The 15,549-nt window shown below is 73.0% G+C and carries 15 protein-coding genes and 1 riboswitch; of the genes, 7 read left to right on the forward strand and 8 right to left on the reverse strand.

Annotated elements, in window-relative coordinates; all coding sequences use genetic code 11:
* The first annotated feature begins 21 nt into the window (after positions 1-21).
* A complete protein-coding gene (locus ACIQMV_RS04240; RefSeq protein WP_402591011.1) occupies positions 22-1,440 on the forward strand; it encodes a PLP-dependent aminotransferase family protein in 1,419 nt (472 codons plus the stop codon).
* 30 nt (positions 1,441-1,470) lie between these two features.
* Here the strand turns inward: ACIQMV_RS04240 and ACIQMV_RS04245 are convergent, their stop codons facing one another.
* Both ACIQMV_RS04245 and rocD read right to left on the reverse strand, forming a co-directional pair.
* The gene (locus ACIQMV_RS04245; protein ID WP_402591909.1) at positions 1,471-2,325 is read right to left on the reverse strand and encodes a hypothetical protein; all 855 of its coding nucleotides are present in this window, start codon (positions 2,323-2,325) and stop codon (positions 1,471-1,473) included.
* A 138-nt stretch (positions 2,326-2,463) separates the two neighbouring features.
* A complete protein-coding gene (rocD, locus tag ACIQMV_RS04250) occupies positions 2,464-3,669 on the reverse strand; it encodes an ornithine--oxo-acid transaminase (protein WP_141359181.1) in 1,206 nt (401 codons plus the stop codon).
* Between the two features lie 113 nt (positions 3,670-3,782).
* A riboswitch (ZMP/ZTP riboswitch) is annotated at positions 3,783-3,871 on the forward strand.
* 30 nt (positions 3,872-3,901) lie between these two features.
* Between rocD and ACIQMV_RS04255 the strand changes: the two genes are divergently transcribed.
* Positions 3,902-5,356, forward strand: a complete 1,455-nt coding sequence (locus ACIQMV_RS04255) for a glycine hydroxymethyltransferase (RefSeq protein ID WP_402591014.1) — start codon at positions 3,902-3,904, stop codon at positions 5,354-5,356.
* A 65-nt stretch (positions 5,357-5,421) separates the two neighbouring features.
* Here ACIQMV_RS04255 and ACIQMV_RS04260 read toward each other — a convergent pair whose 3' ends face one another.
* The 4 genes from ACIQMV_RS04260 to ACIQMV_RS04275 all read right to left on the reverse strand — a co-directional run bounded on the left by ACIQMV_RS04260 (position 5,422) and on the right by ACIQMV_RS04275 (position 8,522).
* A complete protein-coding gene (locus tag ACIQMV_RS04260; protein ID WP_402591015.1) occupies positions 5,422-6,147 on the reverse strand; it encodes a hypothetical protein in 726 nt (241 codons plus the stop codon).
* A gap of 52 nt (positions 6,148-6,199) precedes the next feature.
* On the reverse strand, positions 6,200-6,952 hold the full coding sequence (locus ACIQMV_RS04265; RefSeq protein ID WP_402591017.1) for a hypothetical protein: 753 nt from the start codon (positions 6,950-6,952) through the stop codon (positions 6,200-6,202).
* A gap of 114 nt (positions 6,953-7,066) precedes the next feature.
* Positions 7,067-7,978, reverse strand: a complete 912-nt coding sequence (locus tag ACIQMV_RS04270) for a hypothetical protein (RefSeq protein ID WP_402591019.1) — start codon at positions 7,976-7,978, stop codon at positions 7,067-7,069.
* Positions 7,962-8,522 (reverse strand): RNA polymerase sigma factor, encoded by a 561-nt coding sequence (locus ACIQMV_RS04275; protein WP_402591021.1) that lies wholly within the window; start codon positions 8,520-8,522, stop codon positions 7,962-7,964. The genes ACIQMV_RS04270 and ACIQMV_RS04275 overlap by 17 nt, the downstream gene beginning before the upstream one ends.
* A gap of 131 nt (positions 8,523-8,653) precedes the next feature.
* Here ACIQMV_RS04275 and trpS point away from each other — a divergent pair, with 131 nt between their 5' ends.
* Together trpS and ACIQMV_RS04285 are read left to right on the forward strand one after the other, a co-directional pair.
* On the forward strand, positions 8,654-9,667 hold the full coding sequence (gene trpS, locus ACIQMV_RS04280) for a tryptophan--tRNA ligase (RefSeq protein ID WP_141359171.1): 1,014 nt from the start codon (positions 8,654-8,656) through the stop codon (positions 9,665-9,667).
* A gap of 151 nt (positions 9,668-9,818) precedes the next feature.
* Positions 9,819-10,400 carry a 2'-5' RNA ligase family protein gene (locus ACIQMV_RS04285; protein ID WP_141359168.1) on the forward strand — a complete coding sequence of 194 codons (582 nt, stop codon included), beginning with the start codon at positions 9,819-9,821 and terminating at the stop codon, positions 10,398-10,400.
* Positions 10,401-10,499: 99 nt separating this feature from the next.
* Here ACIQMV_RS04285 and ACIQMV_RS04290 read toward each other — a convergent pair whose 3' ends face one another.
* Positions 10,500-11,264 (reverse strand): decaprenylphospho-beta-D-erythro-pentofuranosid-2-ulose 2-reductase, encoded by a 765-nt coding sequence (locus ACIQMV_RS04290; protein WP_402591024.1) that lies wholly within the window; start codon positions 11,262-11,264, stop codon positions 10,500-10,502.
* A gap of 85 nt (positions 11,265-11,349) precedes the next feature.
* Here ACIQMV_RS04290 and ACIQMV_RS04295 point away from each other — a divergent pair, with 85 nt between their 5' ends.
* A complete protein-coding gene (locus ACIQMV_RS04295) occupies positions 11,350-12,312 on the forward strand; it encodes a YihY/virulence factor BrkB family protein (RefSeq protein WP_402591026.1) in 963 nt (320 codons plus the stop codon).
* Here ACIQMV_RS04295 and ACIQMV_RS04300 read toward each other — a convergent pair.
* Positions 12,260-13,537 carry a D-alanyl-D-alanine carboxypeptidase family protein gene (locus ACIQMV_RS04300; protein WP_402591028.1) on the reverse strand — a complete coding sequence of 426 codons (1,278 nt, stop codon included), beginning with the start codon at positions 13,535-13,537 and terminating at the stop codon, positions 12,260-12,262. The genes ACIQMV_RS04295 and ACIQMV_RS04300 overlap by 53 nt on opposite strands.
* 91 nt (positions 13,538-13,628) lie before the next feature.
* Here ACIQMV_RS04300 and ACIQMV_RS04305 point away from each other — a divergent pair, with 91 nt between their 5' ends.
* Positions 13,629-13,868 (forward strand): SCO4848 family membrane protein, encoded by a 240-nt coding sequence (locus tag ACIQMV_RS04305; RefSeq protein ID WP_253266078.1) that lies wholly within the window; start codon positions 13,629-13,631, stop codon positions 13,866-13,868.
* A 75-nt stretch (positions 13,869-13,943) separates the two neighbouring features.
* Positions 13,944-15,422, forward strand: coding sequence for a metallophosphoesterase (locus ACIQMV_RS04310; protein WP_402591030.1), 1,479 nt, complete (start codon positions 13,944-13,946; stop codon positions 15,420-15,422).
* The last annotated feature ends 127 nt before the right edge of the window (positions 15,423-15,549 follow it).

Raw genomic sequence — 15,549 nt, forward strand, 5'->3', positions numbered from 1 at the left:
CCAGGAGTATGGTCCATTTCCATGGCGGAATCATGGGCCACTCTGGGCGTCGACCTGCATCTGGAACCGGCCGGTCCCGGCGTGCGCCGCGGCCTCACCGACGCCCTGCGCGAGGCGGTCCGCACCGGCCGTCTGGTCCCCGGAACCAGGCTGCCCTCCTCCCGGACCCTCGCCGCCGACCTGGGCATCGCCCGCAACACGGTCGCCGATGCCTACGGCGACCTGGTCGCCGAGGGCTGGCTCACCGCCCGCCAGGGCTCGGGCACGCGTGTGGCCATGGGGGCACCCGCCTCGCCGTTCGGGCCGTCGCCGAGCGCGGACGCCCGGCAGACCGGCGCGGTCCGTCACCCGCGCGAAATCCCCCGCCCCGTCCACGACCTCGTCCCCGGCACCCCGGACCTCGCCTCCTTCCCCCGCACCCAGTGGCTCAAGGCCGCCCGCCGCGCCCTGGCCGCCGCCCCCCACCACGCCCTCGGCTACGGCGACCCGCGCGGCCGGCCCGAACTGCGCACCGCGCTGGCCGGCCATCTCGCCCGGGTCCGGGGCGTCCGCACCGACCCCGACCACCTGCTGGTGTGCGCGGGCTTCTCACACGGGCTGCGGATCCTCGGCACGGTGCTGCGGGCCCGCGGCGTCACCACGGTCGCGGTCGAGTCGTACGGCCTCGACGTGCACTGGGACCTCCTGGCCCGCGCGGGCCTGCGCACCCGCCCCCTGCCCTTCGACGAACTCGGCACGGTCACCGGCGAACTGAGCGGCCCCGGAGCGGTTCTGCTCACCCCCGCCCACCAGTTCCCGATGGGCGTGCCCCTGCACCCCGACCGGCGCGCGGCCGTGACGGACTGGGCCCGGCGCACCGGCGGCCTGATCCTGGAGGACGACTACGACGGCGAGTTCCGCTACGACCGCCAGCCCGTCGGCGCGCTCCAGGGACTGGACCCCGACCGCGTGGTCTACCTGGGCACGGCGAGCAAGTCCCTGGCCCCCGGCCTGCGCCTGGCCTGGATGGCGCTGCCCCCGTCCCTCATGGCGGAGGTCACGGCCGCCAAGGGACCCTCCGACACCTGCGGGGTGCTGGACCAGCTGACGCTCGCGGAGTTCATCACCTCCGGCGCCTACGACCGGCATGTGCGCGCGGCCCGCCTGCGTTACCGCCGCCGCCGCGACACCCTGGTCGAGGCCCTCGCCACCCGCGCGCCCGACGTACGCCCCACCGGCATCGCCGCCGGACTGCACGCCGTGCTGCGCCTGCCGCCCGGCACCGAAGCCGCGGTGGTCCAGGCGGCCGCCTGGCAGGGCCTCGCCCTCCACGGACTGTCCCGTTTCCGCCACGAGCAGGCCGCCGTGGCACCGCTGGACGCCCTGGTCGTCGGCTACGGCACCCCACCGGACCACGCGTGGGCGGCGGCCCTGGACGCCCTGTGCCGGGTGCTGCCCTGACGGCCCGTCGGGCGGCCCGACGGGCGGTGGTCACCCCTCTTCGGCAGGCACCTTCGCGACCGGTCCTTCCACGGCCGGCGCCTCCCCGAACCGCGCCAGCCCCAGGGCGCCCGCCACCGCCACCGCGAAGCCGAGCACCGCGAGCCAGGCCAGGCCCTCGCGGGTGCGGTCGCCCAGCCACACCACCCCGATCGCCGCCGGGCCGAGCGTCTCGCCGATGACCATGCCCGCGGTGGCCGTGGTCACCGAACCGCGCTGGAGGGCCGAGGTCAGCAGCAGGAAGGCGGCTCCGCCGCCGAGGAGCAGGGCGTAGGCCGCCGGGTTGGTGAACAGCGCCGACGGGGCGAGCGAGTCGATCAGCCGCACCGCCACCTCGACCACGCCGAACCCGAAACCCGCGCCCAGGCCCAGCAGCAGGGCACGGACGCGTTCGGGCAGGCGGCCGGCGACCGCTCCGAGCAGCAGCACGGCCAGCGCCGCCCCGAGCATCGCCCACTTCAGCGCCGCCGAGCCGTCCTCGCGGCCCTCCATGCCCGAGGCCAGCCCCAGCATGGCCAGACCGGCGCAGACGACGCCCACCGCCGACCACTCCACCGCGCTCAGCCGCACCCGCAGCAGCCGGGACGCGGTCACCGCCGTCACTGCGAGGCTGGCGGCGAGGGCCGCGCCGACCACGTAGATCGGCAGTGAGCGCAGGGCCGCGATCTGGAGCAGGAACCCGAGGCCGTCCAGGCCCAGGCCCGCCAGGTACCGCCACTGCCGCACCGCGCGCAGCAGCAGTGCCGCTTCCCCGCCCCCGCCGCTGTCCGCCGCGGCGCGCGCGGCGATGGCCTGGAGCACCGTCGCCGCGCCGAAACACACCGCCGCGCCGAGCGCGCACACCATTCCGAAGAGCACGAAGCGACTTTAGGGGAGCGGTGGATCCACGCGCCGCCCGATCCGGCCGTACACCGCCCGATCCGGCCGTGCACCGCCCGGTCCGGCCGTACACCGCCCGGTCCGGCCGTGCACCGCGTGACCCCGCTACGCGCCGAGCACCGCCCGCAGCTGGGCCAGCCCCCAGTCCAGGTCCTCCTTGCCGATCACCAGCGGCGGGGCGATCCTGATCGTCGAGGTGTGGCTGTCCTTCACCAGGACGCCCCGGTCCATCAGCTTCCGGGCGATTTCTCGACCGGTCCCCAGCGACCGGTCGACGTCCACGCCCGCCCACAGCCCGCGTCCGCGCACCGCCCGCAACCGGCCCGTGCCGGCCAGCCGCTCCAGCTCGCGGTGCAGATGCTCGCCCAGCTCCGCGGCCCGTGCCTGGAACTCGCCCGAGCGCAGCATCGCGATCACCTCCAGCGCCACCGCGCACGCCAGCGGGTTCCCGCCGAACGTCGACCCGTGCTCGCCCGGCCCGAACACGCCGAGCACCTCCCGCGAGGACACCACTGCCGACACCGGCACGATCCCGCCGCCCAGCGCCTTCCCGAGCACGTACACATCCGGCACCACCCCCTCGTGCTCGCACGCGAAGGTACGGCCGGTGCGCCCGAGCCCCGACTGGATCTCGTCGGCGACGAACAGCACGTTCCGCTCCCGTGCCAGCTCCCGCACCGCCGGCAGATAACCGGCCGGAGGCACCAGCACCCCCGCCTCGCCCTGGATCGGCTCGAGCAGCACGGCGACCGTGTTCTCGGTCATCGCCGACCGCATCGCCGTGAGGTCCCCGTACGGCACGATCGCGAAGCCCGGCGTGTACGGCCCGAAGTCCGCCCTGGCCTCCGGGTCGGTGGAGAAGCTGATGATCGTCGTCGTCCGGCCGTGGAAGTTGTTGCCCGCGACCACGATCTTCGCCATCTCCGCGGGCACGCCCTTGACCCGGTAGCCCCACTTCCGGGCCGTCTTCACGGCCGTCTCCACCGCTTCGCTGCCCGTGTTCATCGGCAGCACCGACTCCATGCCGCACAGCTCCGCCAGCTGTTCGCAGAACGCCGCGAACCGGTCGTGGTGGAAGGCCCGCGAGGTCAGTGTCACCCGCTCCATCTGCGCCGTGGCCGCCTCGATCAGCCGCCGGTTGCGGTGCCCGAAGTTCAGCGCCGAGTAGCCGGCCAGCAGATCGAGGTACCGGCGGCCCTCCACGTCCGTCATCCATGCGCCCTCCGCCGTGGCGATCACCACGGGCAGCGGGTGGTAGATGTGCGCACTGTGGGCGTCGGCGGTGGCGATGAGGTCTTCCGTGGCGGTCACGGCGGCTCCCGAGGACGAGGGTCGCCTCCCGGGGAGGGGAGGTTGTCCTCCTTCCTATCCTCGCTCGCATGGCGGACGCGGGAACTGCGCCGTGGGGTGCGCCCGGTAGGCTGACGACGGGCCGTGACTGGCGCGCTGGGATGGGACCGACCATCGGGGAGCGGCCCGAGCGGGAAGTGTGCCGTGCGCCTGGGCCGTAACGTGAACGCCGACGCCACGTCCGGAGGTCCCGATGCCTGAGAACACCGCGCCCCTGTCCAACGAGTCCACCGCCTTCCGCGCCGCCCTCGACGTGATCCGCGCCGTCGAGCCGCGCGTGGCCGACGCCATCGGCCAGGAGGTCGCCGACCAGCGCGAGATGCTCAAGCTGATCGCCTCCGAGAACTACGCCTCCCCGGCCACCCTGCTGGCCATGGGCAACTGGTTCAGCGACAAGTACGCCGAGGGCACCATCGGCCGCCGCTTCTACGCCGGCTGCCGCAACGTCGACACCGTCGAGTCGCTGGCCGCCGAGCACGCCAAGGAACTCTTCGGCGCCCGTCACGCCTACGTCCAGCCGCACTCCGGCATCGACGCCAACCTCGTCGCCTTCTGGGCCGTCCTCGCCCAGCGCGTGGAGGTGCCCGCCCTGGAGAAGGCCGGGGTCCGCCAGGTCAACGACCTCTCCGAGGCGGACTGGGCCGAACTGCGCCAGGCCTTCGGCAACCAGCGCATGCTCGGCATGTCCCTGGACGCCGGCGGACACCTCACCCATGGCTTCCGCCCGAACATCTCCGGGAAGATGTTCGACCAGCGCTCCTACGGCACCGACCCGGCCACCGGCCTCCTCGACTACGAGGCCCTGCGCGCCTCCGCCCGCGAGTTCAAGCCGCTGATCATCGTCGCCGGCTACTCCGCCTACCCGCGCCTGGTGAACTTCCGCATCATGCGCGAGATCGCCGACGAGGTGGGCGCCACGCTCATGGTCGACATGGCCCACTTCGCGGGACTGGTCGCGGGCAAGGTCCTCACCGGCGACTTCGACCCGGTCCCGCACGCGCAGATCGTCACCACCACCACCCACAAGTCCCTGCGCGGCCCGCGCGGCGGCATGGTCCTGTGCGACGACTCCCTCAAGGACCAGGTCGACCGGGGCTGCCCGATGGTCCTCGGCGGCCCCCTTCCGCACGTCATGGCCGCCAAGGCGGTCGCCCTGGCCGAGGCCCGGCAGCCCTCCTTCCAGGACTACGCCCAGCGCATCGTCGACAACTCCCGCGCCCTCGCCGAGGGCCTGACGCGCCGCGGGGCCACCCTCGTCACCGGCGGCACCGACAACCACCTCAACCTGATCGACGTCGCCTCCTCCTACGGCCTCACCGGCCGCCAGGCCGAGGCCGCCCTGCTCGAGTCCGGCATCGTCACCAACCGCAACGCGATCCCGGCCGACCCCAACGGCGCCTGGTACACCTCCGGCATCCGCATCGGCACCCCCGCGCTGACCACCCGTGGTCTGGGCACCGCCGAGATGGACGAGGTCGCCGGACTGATCGACCGTGTCCTGACGGCCACCGAGCCCGGCACCACCGGCAAGGGCACCCCGTCCAAGGCCCAGCACGTCCTCGACCCGAAGATCGCGGACGAGATCTCCCACCGGGCCACGGACCTCGTGGCGGGCTTCCCCCTGTACCCGGAGATCGACCTCGGCTGACCCGTCCCCGCACGGGACTCACAGGGCCCAGGACTCACAGGGCCCAGGGCTCACGAGTCACAGGCTCACAGTTCGATCAGCTCCTGTCGTGGTTCCTCCCACGGCGGCCCGGCACCGCGCCGGGCCGCCGCGCGGCATATCAGCAGCGTGCCGCCGGCCCCGGCGGCCAGCCCGCCGGCCGCCCACCACACGTGATCACCCAGGCCGCCCGGACTGCCGCCCGGAGTACCGCCGGGCGACTCGTCGTCCGTGTCACCCAGCAGCCCCGTGCGGGCCAGCCGCTCGTACAGGTCCCGCGGCGTCCGGTGCCAGCGGATGTCGTCGTCCTCCACGTCCGGGGCCAGGTCCGAGCGCACCCACGGTGTGCCGTCCTCCGCCACGATCAACTGGTCCTGCCGCTCCACGGCCACATCCCCTCCCGGCGGCCTGCTCGTCACCGGCCATCCTCCGACCCCGGTCAGCCCCCACACCACGGTCACCCGCACCCCTGGATGCCGCCCCTGTGCCCAGGCGTCCGGCACCGGCTCCGTCCCCGTGTACGCCGGGCGCAGCAACTCCCGGAGCAGGGCGAAGTCGCGATCGCCCACGTGCAACGCCCTGGTCCGCCCCGAGCCGCCCGCGACGACGAGGGCCACATCGGGCGCACGCGGCGCACCGCCCCCGTCCGCGGCCGCCGCGACCGGCGACACCCCGCACAGGAGCACCCCGCACAGCAGCACCCCCATTCCGACCACCGCCACCGGCAGCACTGAGATCAGCCATGGCGCCGAGCGCCCGCCGCGCCGTGCCATCCGACCGCCCCCTCCGTCCTCCCACGCACGTCTCTTGTTCTCGGCACGCGCCCTACACGTCCCGCAGCTCCTGCCGGGGCCCCGGGTCCCGCTCCCGCCGCAGGCGGTCGAGCGGAAGCCTCGAAGCGAAGGGCCGCAGCACCAGCGCGAGCACCGCCCCGCCCGCCGCTCCCGGTATCGCCCACCACCAGTCGGTGCCGTCGCCACCCGCGTCCGGCACACTCACCCGCACCGTCTGCGTCCCCTCGTCCACGGCGGGTCCGGGGGTGTCCGGCGTAGTGGTGTCCGGCGCTGCCGTCTCCGCCTGCCACGGCGCCGGGAAGATGCCGGTGTACCCCTGGCCCGAGGCCAGGGCCTTGCCCATCACGCCCAGCTTCGCGAGCAGGGCACGCAGCCGGGCCGGCTGCTCGGCGCGGTGCCAGTAGCCGTTCACGGACTCGGGCACGTTCGCCGCCGTGTGGATCCAGACGGCGCTTTCGCCGGTCACCGGGAAGACCCGGTCGAGTCGCCACGGTGATATGTCGTGCGCCAGCCAGGTCACGTTGATCTGCCGGGCATGGACCAGGTCGGCCTCGGGCGGCTTGTCGCGGCTGCCCGAGCCCGCCGGGCCCAGGAGCCTCTCCAACTGCCCGTACTCCTTCGCGGAGTAGTACAGCGCGCCGGCCTCCCCGCTCTGCGGCGAGGTCACCAGCACACTGGTCGGACCGCCCGCCGCCGCGGAGGACGCGCCCCACACCGTCACGGCGAGCACCGTCGTCAACGCGCCCATGAGCGCGATCAGTTCACGAACCCTCCACCTGCCCATCCGAACCCCCACGGCCGAATCCGACGCGGCCCGCCCCGGGCCGCGCATCACTTCTGGTACACCGCCCGGCCCGCCCGGGTTCCCACCCCGCGTCACCAACCTGTCCGGTCACGCTCACCTAGCCGAAGGCCGCCCGGAAGTCCCGGACTCCAGCACGTCCGACCGGGCGATCCGCGTCGCGCGCGCCTTCGACGCCACTCCCTCCAGCCGGAGCGTCACGGCGTCGTCGCCCCTCCCGTGCATCCACAGCAGGGTCGGACCGGCGGTTCGCTCGCTCCGGGTGAAGCGGTGCCCGTCGGCGTCCATCAGCCAGAAGCCGAGCAGATGCGGCCTCGGGAACCACAGGGCGCTGTCCTGGACGCCATCGGCCGACGTCGTGTCCAGCGGGATCCACTCCGGTGGTTCCCGCAGGCTCTTGACGAAGCTGACGTCCAGCCGCTCCGGGAACTCGTCGAGCCGTATCGTCCGCCCCTGCTCGTGCCAGCACAGGGTCACCAGGAACCGCCCCCGGGGCTCGTCGGTCACCGTCACCGCGTCCGGCACGCCGAGCGCGTCCGGCACCAGGGGCTCGAAACCCGCCTGCCGCCGGGCCTGCTCCAGGGACAGCGAGCGGCCGCAGCCGGGAACCTCGGCGCCGGGTGAGGGCATCGCCGACGGGTCGTACCGCACCTCGACGCCGGCGAAGCCGAACCAGTCGAGGACCGCCGCCCGCACCGGGGGAGTGAGCGCGAGGACCGTCAGCAGACCGCACAGGGCCGCCGTCAGCGAACGCCATCGCGTCCGCGTCCAGCGCCGCACCGCCCGCAGGCGCTCACCGGCACCCGTCGGCTCGGCCACCGGGACCGGCACCTGATCGGCCAGTATCTGCTGAAGGACTCGCTCCACCATCGACTCGGATCCCGCCGCCGAACCCGCCGGGCCCGCCGGACCCACCGCTCGGGGCGCGTCCAGCGACCGCCCGAGCGCGCGCAGCTCCTCCGGCAGCCCGGGGGTCCCCGCCCCCTCCTGTTCACGCACGCTCCTCACCTCCTTCCCGGGACCGGGCGTCCGGCAGCAGCCGGCCCAGCTTGCGCAGGGCGCGGTTGAGACGGGACTTCACCGTGCCGCGGGGCCAGCCGAGGGCCTGGGCGGTCTCCGACTCGTCCATCTCCAGCAGATAGCGGTAGGTGACGACCAGACGGTGCTCCTCGCTCAGCTGTTCCAGCGCGGTCAGCAGGGCGGCGCGGCGCTCCGTGCGCAGCGTCGCCACCGCGGGATCCGCCGACTCCGGTATCAGCGGCTCTGCCTCCACGAACGCCGCCTCCCGGCCGGCGAGCGTGCGCCGCCGGGCCGCGGCGCGCACCGTGTTCCTCGTCTCATTGGCGACGATCGACAGCAGCCACGGCTTGAAGGCCGAGCCGTCCCTGAACCGGCCCAGGGCGCAGTACGCCTTGACGAAGGCCTGTTGCACCACGTCCTCCGCGTCCGCCCCCGCCCCGAGCGCGGTGGCCGCCCTGAGCGCGATGCCCGTATGGGCCCGCACCAGCTCCGCGTACGCCTCCGGCTCTCCGGCGCGTACGCGTGCGATCACCGCGGCCTCATCGGCGATGCGGCCCCCCTCCCGCGTTCTCACACCCTTGTTACACCGCGCGGGATGATTCGGTTCCCACCTGTTTCCGGCCGGTTCCGGATCGGGCCCCCGTACCTGAGAGAATGGTGAGCATGGCGACTGACCGACCCCGCGTGCTCTCCGGAATCCAGCCCACCGCCGGATCGTTCCACCTCGGCAATTACCTCGGCGCCGTCCGTCAGTGGGTGGCCCTTCAGGAGACCCACGACGCCTTCTACATGGTCGTCGACCTGCACGCGATCACGGTCCCGCAGGACCCGGCCGAGCTGCGTGCCAACACCCGGCTCGCCGCCGCCCAGCTCCTGGCCGCCGGGCTGGACCCGGCCCGCTGCACGCTGTTCGTCCAGAGCCACGTCCCCGAGCACGCCCAGCTCGCCTGGGTCATGAACTGCCTCACCGGCTTCGGCGAGGCCGGCCGCATGACCCAGTTCAAGGACAAGTCCCTCAAGCAGGGCGCCGACCGGACCTCCGTCGGCCTGTTCACGTACCCGATCCTCCAGGTCGCCGACATCCTGCTCTACCAGGCCAACGAGGTGCCGGTCGGCGAGGACCAGCGCCAGCACATCGAACTCACCCGCGACCTCGCCGAGCGTTTCAACGGCCGGTTCGGCCAGACCTTCACCGTCCCGGGCGCGTACATCCTCAAGGAGACGGCGAAGATCTACGACCTCCAGGACCCGACGATCAAGATGAGCAAGTCGGCGTCCACGCCGAAGGGCCTCATCAATCTGCTGGACGATCCGAAGGCCACCGCCAAGAAGGTCAAGAGCGCGGTCACGGACACCGACACCGTCGTCCGCTACGACCCGGAGACCAAGGCGGGCGTCAGCAACCTCCTGACGATCTATTCGACGCTGACCGGCGCGGGTATCGGCGAACTGGAGGAGAAATACGCCGGCAAGGGCTACGGTGCGCTCAAGACGGACCTCGCCGAGGTCATGGTCGAGTTCGTGACGCCGTTCCGGGAGCGGACCCAGCAGTACCTGGACGACCCGGAGACCCTGGACTCGATCCTGGCCAAGGGCGCGGAGAAGGCGCGCGCGGTCGCCGCGGAGACCCTCTCCCAGGCGTACGAGCGGGTGGGTTTCCTGCCCGCCAAGCACTGAGGCGCACCACCGCACACGGCAGAGCGCTGCACATCACTGTGGCTGCGCCTGCCCACAACGGTGCCGTGGTCGTACAGTCATAGCCGGACGGCGGTGACGAAACGGCTGAGAACGAAACAGAAGACCCATCCGGCACGACGAAGGAGACGACGTGGGGACCGTAACGATCGGCGTGTCGATCGCGGTCCCGGAGCCCCACGGCAGCCTGCTCCAGCAGCGGCGCGCGGGCTTCGGCGACGCCGCGGCTCACGGTATCCCCACGCACGTCACCCTGCTGCCGCCGACGGAGGTCGAGTCCGCGGAGCTGCCGGCCGTCGAGGCCCATCTGACGGAGGTGGCCGCGGCCGGGTGCCCCTTCACCATGCGGCTGTCCGGCACGGACACCTTCCGGCCGCTGTCCCCGGTGGTCTACGTACGGGTCGTCGAGGGCGCCGAGGCGTGCGCGTGGCTGCAGAAGCAGGTCCGCGACGCCTCCGGGCCCGTGGCGCGTGAACTGCAGTTCCCCTATCACCCGCATGTGACGGTGGCGCACGGCATCGACGACGCGGCGATGGACCTCGCCTTCGAGGAGCTCGCCGAGTACGAGGCCGAGTGGCCGTGCACCGGGTTCGCGCTGCACGAACAGGGCGCCGACGGGGTGTGGCGCAAACTGCGGGAGTTCGGCTTCGGCGGCAGTGCGGTGGTGCCCCCGCAGGCGGCCCCCGTGAACCGCGGCACGCTGCCCGCCCGGTAGGCACGCCGCCCCCGGTGGACGCGCCGCCCTCGTAGGCACGCCGCCCGCCCGGCAGGGACGGGCCCGCCCCGGCGGCGGACAGCGGTGCCGAAGCGGCGGCTACAGCGGCAGCCGCCGGAAGACCGCGCGCGGCAGATGCCGCAGTACGCACGTCACCACCCGGAGCACACCGGGCACCCACACCGTCTCCGAGCGTCTGCGCAGGCCGAGTTCGACGGCGGTGGCGACCTGTTCCGGGGTGACGGTGAAGGGTTCGGCCTCGCGGCCGGCGGTCGCCCTGGAACGTACGAACCCGGGGCGTACGACCATGACGTGCACCCCGGTGCCGTACAGCGCGTCGCCCAGGCCCTGGGTGAAGGTGTCCAGACCCGCCTTGCTGGAGCCGTAGATGAAGTCCGTGCGGCGGGCGCGTTCACCGGCGGCCGAGGAGAGCACCACCAGCGAGCCGTGCGCCTGGTTCTGCAGGGCCTGCCCGGCCACCAGCCCCGCGGACACCGCCCCCGTGTAGTTGGTCTGCGCGACCCGGACCGCGTTCAGCGGCGCCCGTTCGTCGTACGCCTGGTCGCCGAGGACGCCGAAGGCCAGCAGCACCATGTCGATACGGCCCTCGGCGAAGACCTTGCCGAGGACGGTCTCGTGGGACGCGCAGTCGAGCGCGTCGAAGGGGGCGGTGCGCACCTCCACGCCCAGGCCGCGCAGATGCGCGGCGGCCTCCTCCAGGGCCGGTGACGGGCGGCCCGCCAGCCACACGGTGCGGGTGCGGCGCGCGATCAGGCGGCGCACGGTGGCCAGGGCGATCTCGGATGTGCCGCCGAGGACGAGCAGGGACCGGGGGAGGCGAGAGAGACCGGAGGCATCCTTCACGGCTGACGACTATATCGTCCGGTTATGCGTGTTTTAACGCAGAAACGCGGTGTTCACGTGGCCGCCGAGCGGGCACAGTCCGATCATGGACTGGCTGAAGAAGCTCCCCGTCGTCGGGCCGTGGGTGGCCCGCCTGATGACCACGCACGCATGGCGGTCGTACGAGCGCCTGGACCGGGTCAAGTGGTCGCGACTGGCCGCCGCCATGACGTTCATCAGCTTCATCGCGCTGTTCCCGCTGCTGACGGTGGCCGCCGCGATCGGCGCCGCCACACTCAGTCCGCAGCGGCAGCACACGCTCCAGGACAAGATCGCCCAGCAGTTCCCGGGCCTGGGCCGGCAGCTGGACATCAGCGCCCTGGTGCAGAACGCCGGGACGGTCGGGCTCATCGCCGGTGCCGTCCTGCTGCTGACCGGCATCAACTGGGTCGGCCAGATGCGGGACTGCCTGCGCGCGGTCTGGGAACTGCCCGATCCGGAGGAGAACCCGCTGATGAGCAGGGTGAAGGACGCGGGTGTCCTGATCGGCCTCGGTGGCGCGATGCTGGTCACGCTCGCCGTGTCCACCGTCGCCTCGGCCGCCGTCGGCTTTCTCTCCCGGCAGATCGGGCTCGCCGAACAGGGCTGGGGCAGCGTCCTGTTGCGGATCATCGCGTTCGCGGTCGCCGTCCTGGCCGACTTCCTGGTGCTGCTGTACGTCCTCACGCTGCTGCCCGGTGTCGAGCCGCCACGCCACCGGCTGCTGGTCGCCGCGCTGCTCGGCGCGGTCGGCTTCGAACTGCTGAAGCTGCTGCTGAGCGGCTACATCCAGGGGGTGGCGGCGAAGAGCATGTACGGCGCCTTCGGGGTCCCCGTTGCCCTGCTGCTGTGGATCAACTTCACGTCCAAGCTGGTCCTGTACTGCGCCGCCTGGACGGCGACGCAGGGCGGGACGGGCGAGGGGAACGGCGCGTCCGGCGAGGACGGGGGCGGCGACGACGGCCGGGCCGTCGATCTCAGGGGCGGGTCCGGCGGCGCATCAGGTCCGGCAGCGGCCAGCGGCGGTTGACCAGGAAGACGCCGGCCGCGAGCAGCGCCAGCGCGCCACCGGCGACCCCGAGGGCGATCCCCACTCCGCTGGAGCCGTTCCCGCCGGACGCGCTCGCCTCGGCCGCGGGGGACGGGTCGCTGTCCGTCTGGCCCGCGGAGGGCCCGGTGGCCGGCCGGCTCTTCGCCTCGGCGGCGCTCCTGGGCGGCACCAGCTCGCCCACCGGGCGCGCCTTGTCCAGGGAGGCGAAGCCCCAGTCGAAGAGCTTGGCGGTCTCCTTGTAGACCTCGTTGTGGTCCTTCTTCTCCGGGTTCATCACGGTCACGAGCAGCACCCTGCCGTCGCGCTCGGCGACTCCGGTGAAGGTGGCTCCCGCGTGGGTGGTGTTGCCGTTCTTCACACCCGCGATGCCCTGGTAGACCGAGACGTCGTAGTCGCCGCTCAGCAGCCGGTTGGTGTTCTGGATCTCGAAGGAGCCGCGGGAGGTCTTGCCCTTCTTGTTCTTCTTCGTCTCGCCCGGGAACGACGCCCGCACGGTCGAGCAGTACTCGCGGAAGTCCTTCTTCTGCATTCCCGAGCGGGCGAACAGCGTGAGGTCGTACGCCGACGAGACCTGGTCCTTGGCGTCGTAGCCGTCCGGGCTCACCACGTGCGTGTCGAGCGCCTGGAGCTCCTGCGCGTGCGCGTTCATGTCCTCCACGGTCGGCCCCACCCCGCCGTTCATCGCGGACAGCACGTGCACGGCGTCGTTGCCGGAGCGCAGGAAGACACCCAGCCACAGGTCGTGGACCGTGTAGGTCTCCTTCTCCTTGATGCCGACCAGGCTGGACCCGGCGCCCACGTCGGCCAGATCGGCCGGGGCGACCTTGTGCGTCTGCGTCCGGGGGAACTTCGGCAGCACGGTGTCGGCGAACAGCATCTTCAGCGTGCTGGCCGGAGGCAGCCGCCAGTGCGCGTTGTGCGCGGCGAGCACCGCGCCGGACTCGGCGTCGGCCACGATCCAGGAGCGCGCGGAGAGGTCCTTGGGCAGCACGGGCGCGCCGTCGCCCAGGTCGACCTGTGTGCCGGGCAGTCCCAGGCGGGCGCCGCCCACGGTGGACATCCGGGCCGGGGGCGCGGCCGACGGGACCGGCGCTGCGAGAGCGGCGGGCGCGGCCAGCGGAACGGACAACACGGACAGCGCGGACAGCAGGGTGGCGGAAGTGACCACCGGCGATCGCCTGATGATCTTATTGGGTGTGGGCACGGTCGGAAACGTACAGGGCGCGGGCAGTGACGTCCCTCCCGGCCTCCCACCCCGGACGCGGAGCCGGGCCCCGGACAGCGATACTGAACGTATGAAGCTCAGCCGCCCCGTCTCCTGGTTCCTGCTCGCCTTCGGGGTGTGGAGCTGGGTCATCTGGGTCACTTTCGTCAAGAATCTCGTCAAGGACGGCAGCGGTCTCGCGTTCGACCACGGGCAGCCGACGGCGTACTTCTGGGTGCACCTGGCGCTCGCCGTCGTCTCCTTCGTATTGGGGACGGTCATCGGGGGCATCGGGTTGCGCGGGCTGCGCGCACTGCGCCGGACGCCATAGCGTTCCGGACAGCTCCACGGGGCCTTTGGCAGAGGCAGAGGCCGGCACAGGCAACAGGCGGAAGGAACAGGCGGCATGGTGGTCGTCCTCGTGCTCGTGGCGCTGCTCGCGGTCACCGTGGTGGTGGCGGCCAACTGGTACCTGTGGCGCCGCCTGTTCCGTGACACCACCCGCGGTCCCGGTCCGGTGCGTCGCGCGGGCGCGGTCCTGATCGCGGGCGGCTGGCTCCTGGCCGTCGGCGCCCTCGTCGCCGAACGTGCCGGGGCCCCCTTCTGGCTCCAGCGCACCCTGGCCTGGCCCGGCTTCCTCTGGCTCGCCCTGGTGCTGTACCTGTTGCTGGCCACCCTGGCGACCGAGCCCCTCCGCCCGGTCCTGCGCCGTCTCCTGCCCGCCCGGCCCCCGGAGCCCGCCCCCGGTCCGGGTGGCCCGCTCCCCGCCGCGCAGGCGCCCGCCCGCCAGACGGGGACCGCTGACGAGGCGCGGTCCGCCGACGAGTCACCCTCCGCCGTGGAGCCCTCGTTCGCCGCGGAGCCGTCGTCCGCGGCCGAGCCGGTGCTCAGCCGCGTGCCGCTCCCCGCCGTCGCGCCGCAGTCCGGTTCCGGTCGTCTGGCGGTGGACGAGGCGAAGACGTCGGCCGCCGGTCCTGCCGAGCCCGAGGCCGAGGCCCCGCCGAACCCCGGCCGTCCGGTCCCGTCCGCGGAGGCCGCGCCGCCGTCACCCCGTGACCTCCCCAGCCGGCGGCTGTTCGTGTCGCGGGTGGTCGCCGGAGGCGCCGCCGCGGTCGCCCTGGGGACTGTGGGACACGGGACCTACGGGGTGCTGCGCGGGCCGCGGGTGAAGCGGGTCACCGTGCCGCTGGCGAAACTGCCGCGGGCGGCGCACGGGTTCCGGATCGCCGTCGTCAGCGACGTCCACCTCGGTTCCGTCCTCGGACGCGGCTTCGCACAGAAGGTCGTCGACACGGTCAACGCGACCCAGCCGGACCTCATCGCCGTCGTCGGGGACCTGGTGGACGGCAGCGTGAAGGACCTCGGGCCCGCGGCGGCACCGCTGGCCGGGCTCCGGGCGCGGCACGGGGCGTACTTCGTCACGGGCAACCACGAGTACTTCTCCGGTGCCGAGCAGTGGGTGGAGGAGGTGCGGCGTCTCGGCCTGCACCCCTTGGAGAACGCGCGCACCGAGATGCCCGCCTTCGACCTGGCCGGCGTCAACGACGTACGGGGCGAGAGCGAGGGGCAGGGCCCCGACTTCGAGCGGGCGCTCGGCGACCGCGACACGGCACGCGCGTGCGTGCTGCTCGCCCACCAGCCGGTGCAGATCCACGAGGCCGTCCGGCACGGTGTGGACCTCCAGCTCTCCGGCCACACCCACGGCGGCCAGCTCTGGCCCGGCAGCCTCCTCGCGGCCGCCGCCAACCCGACCGTCGCGGGCCTGGAGCGCTACGGCGACACCCAGTTGTACGTCAGCCGCGGCGCGGGCGCGTGGGGCCCGCCGACACGGGTCGGCGCCCCCTCCGACGTCACCGTCGTCCAGCTCGCCTCGAAGCAGGCCTAGGGTCTTCCGTTCGGATCAGGCCCCGCGAGCCCGGCATGATCCGAACGAGAGGCCCTGGAGTCCCGGAACCACCCCCGAAACACTCGAACAACAAGTCTTCGTAACTTCTTCGCATTCTCCCCAGACC

Origin of the sequence: Streptomyces sp. NPDC091412, assembly GCF_044756885.1 — a bacterium.
Lineage (GTDB): Bacteria > Actinomycetota > Actinomycetes > Streptomycetales > Streptomycetaceae > Streptomyces.

What these genes read in the sequence shown, in the direction of transcription:
- ACIQMV_RS04240 (WP_402591011.1), top strand. Translation starts at nt 22, where the DNA reads ATGGCGGAATCATGGGCCACTCTGGGCGTCGACCTGCATCTGGAACCG.
- ACIQMV_RS04255 (WP_402591014.1), top strand. Translation starts at nt 3,902, where the DNA reads ATGCCTGAGAACACCGCGCCCCTGTCCAACGAGTCCACCGCCTTCCGC.
- trpS (WP_141359171.1), top strand. Translation starts at nt 8,654, where the DNA reads ATGGCGACTGACCGACCCCGCGTGCTCTCCGGAATCCAGCCCACCGCC.
- ACIQMV_RS04265 (WP_402591017.1), bottom strand. Translation starts at nt 6,952, where the DNA reads ATGGGCAGGTGGAGGGTTCGTGAACTGATCGCGCTCATGGGCGCGTTG.
- ACIQMV_RS04260 (WP_402591015.1), bottom strand. Translation starts at nt 6,147, where the DNA reads ATGGCACGGCGCGGCGGGCGCTCGGCGCCATGGCTGATCTCAGTGCTG.
- ACIQMV_RS04295 (WP_402591026.1), top strand. Translation starts at nt 11,350, where the DNA reads ATGGACTGGCTGAAGAAGCTCCCCGTCGTCGGGCCGTGGGTGGCCCGC.
- ACIQMV_RS04305 (WP_253266078.1), top strand. Translation starts at nt 13,629, where the DNA reads ATGAAGCTCAGCCGCCCCGTCTCCTGGTTCCTGCTCGCCTTCGGGGTG.
- ACIQMV_RS04310 (WP_402591030.1), top strand. Translation starts at nt 13,944, where the DNA reads ATGGTGGTCGTCCTCGTGCTCGTGGCGCTGCTCGCGGTCACCGTGGTG.
- ACIQMV_RS04245 (WP_402591909.1), bottom strand. Translation starts at nt 2,325, where the DNA reads ATGGTGTGCGCGCTCGGCGCGGCGGTGTGTTTCGGCGCGGCGACGGTG.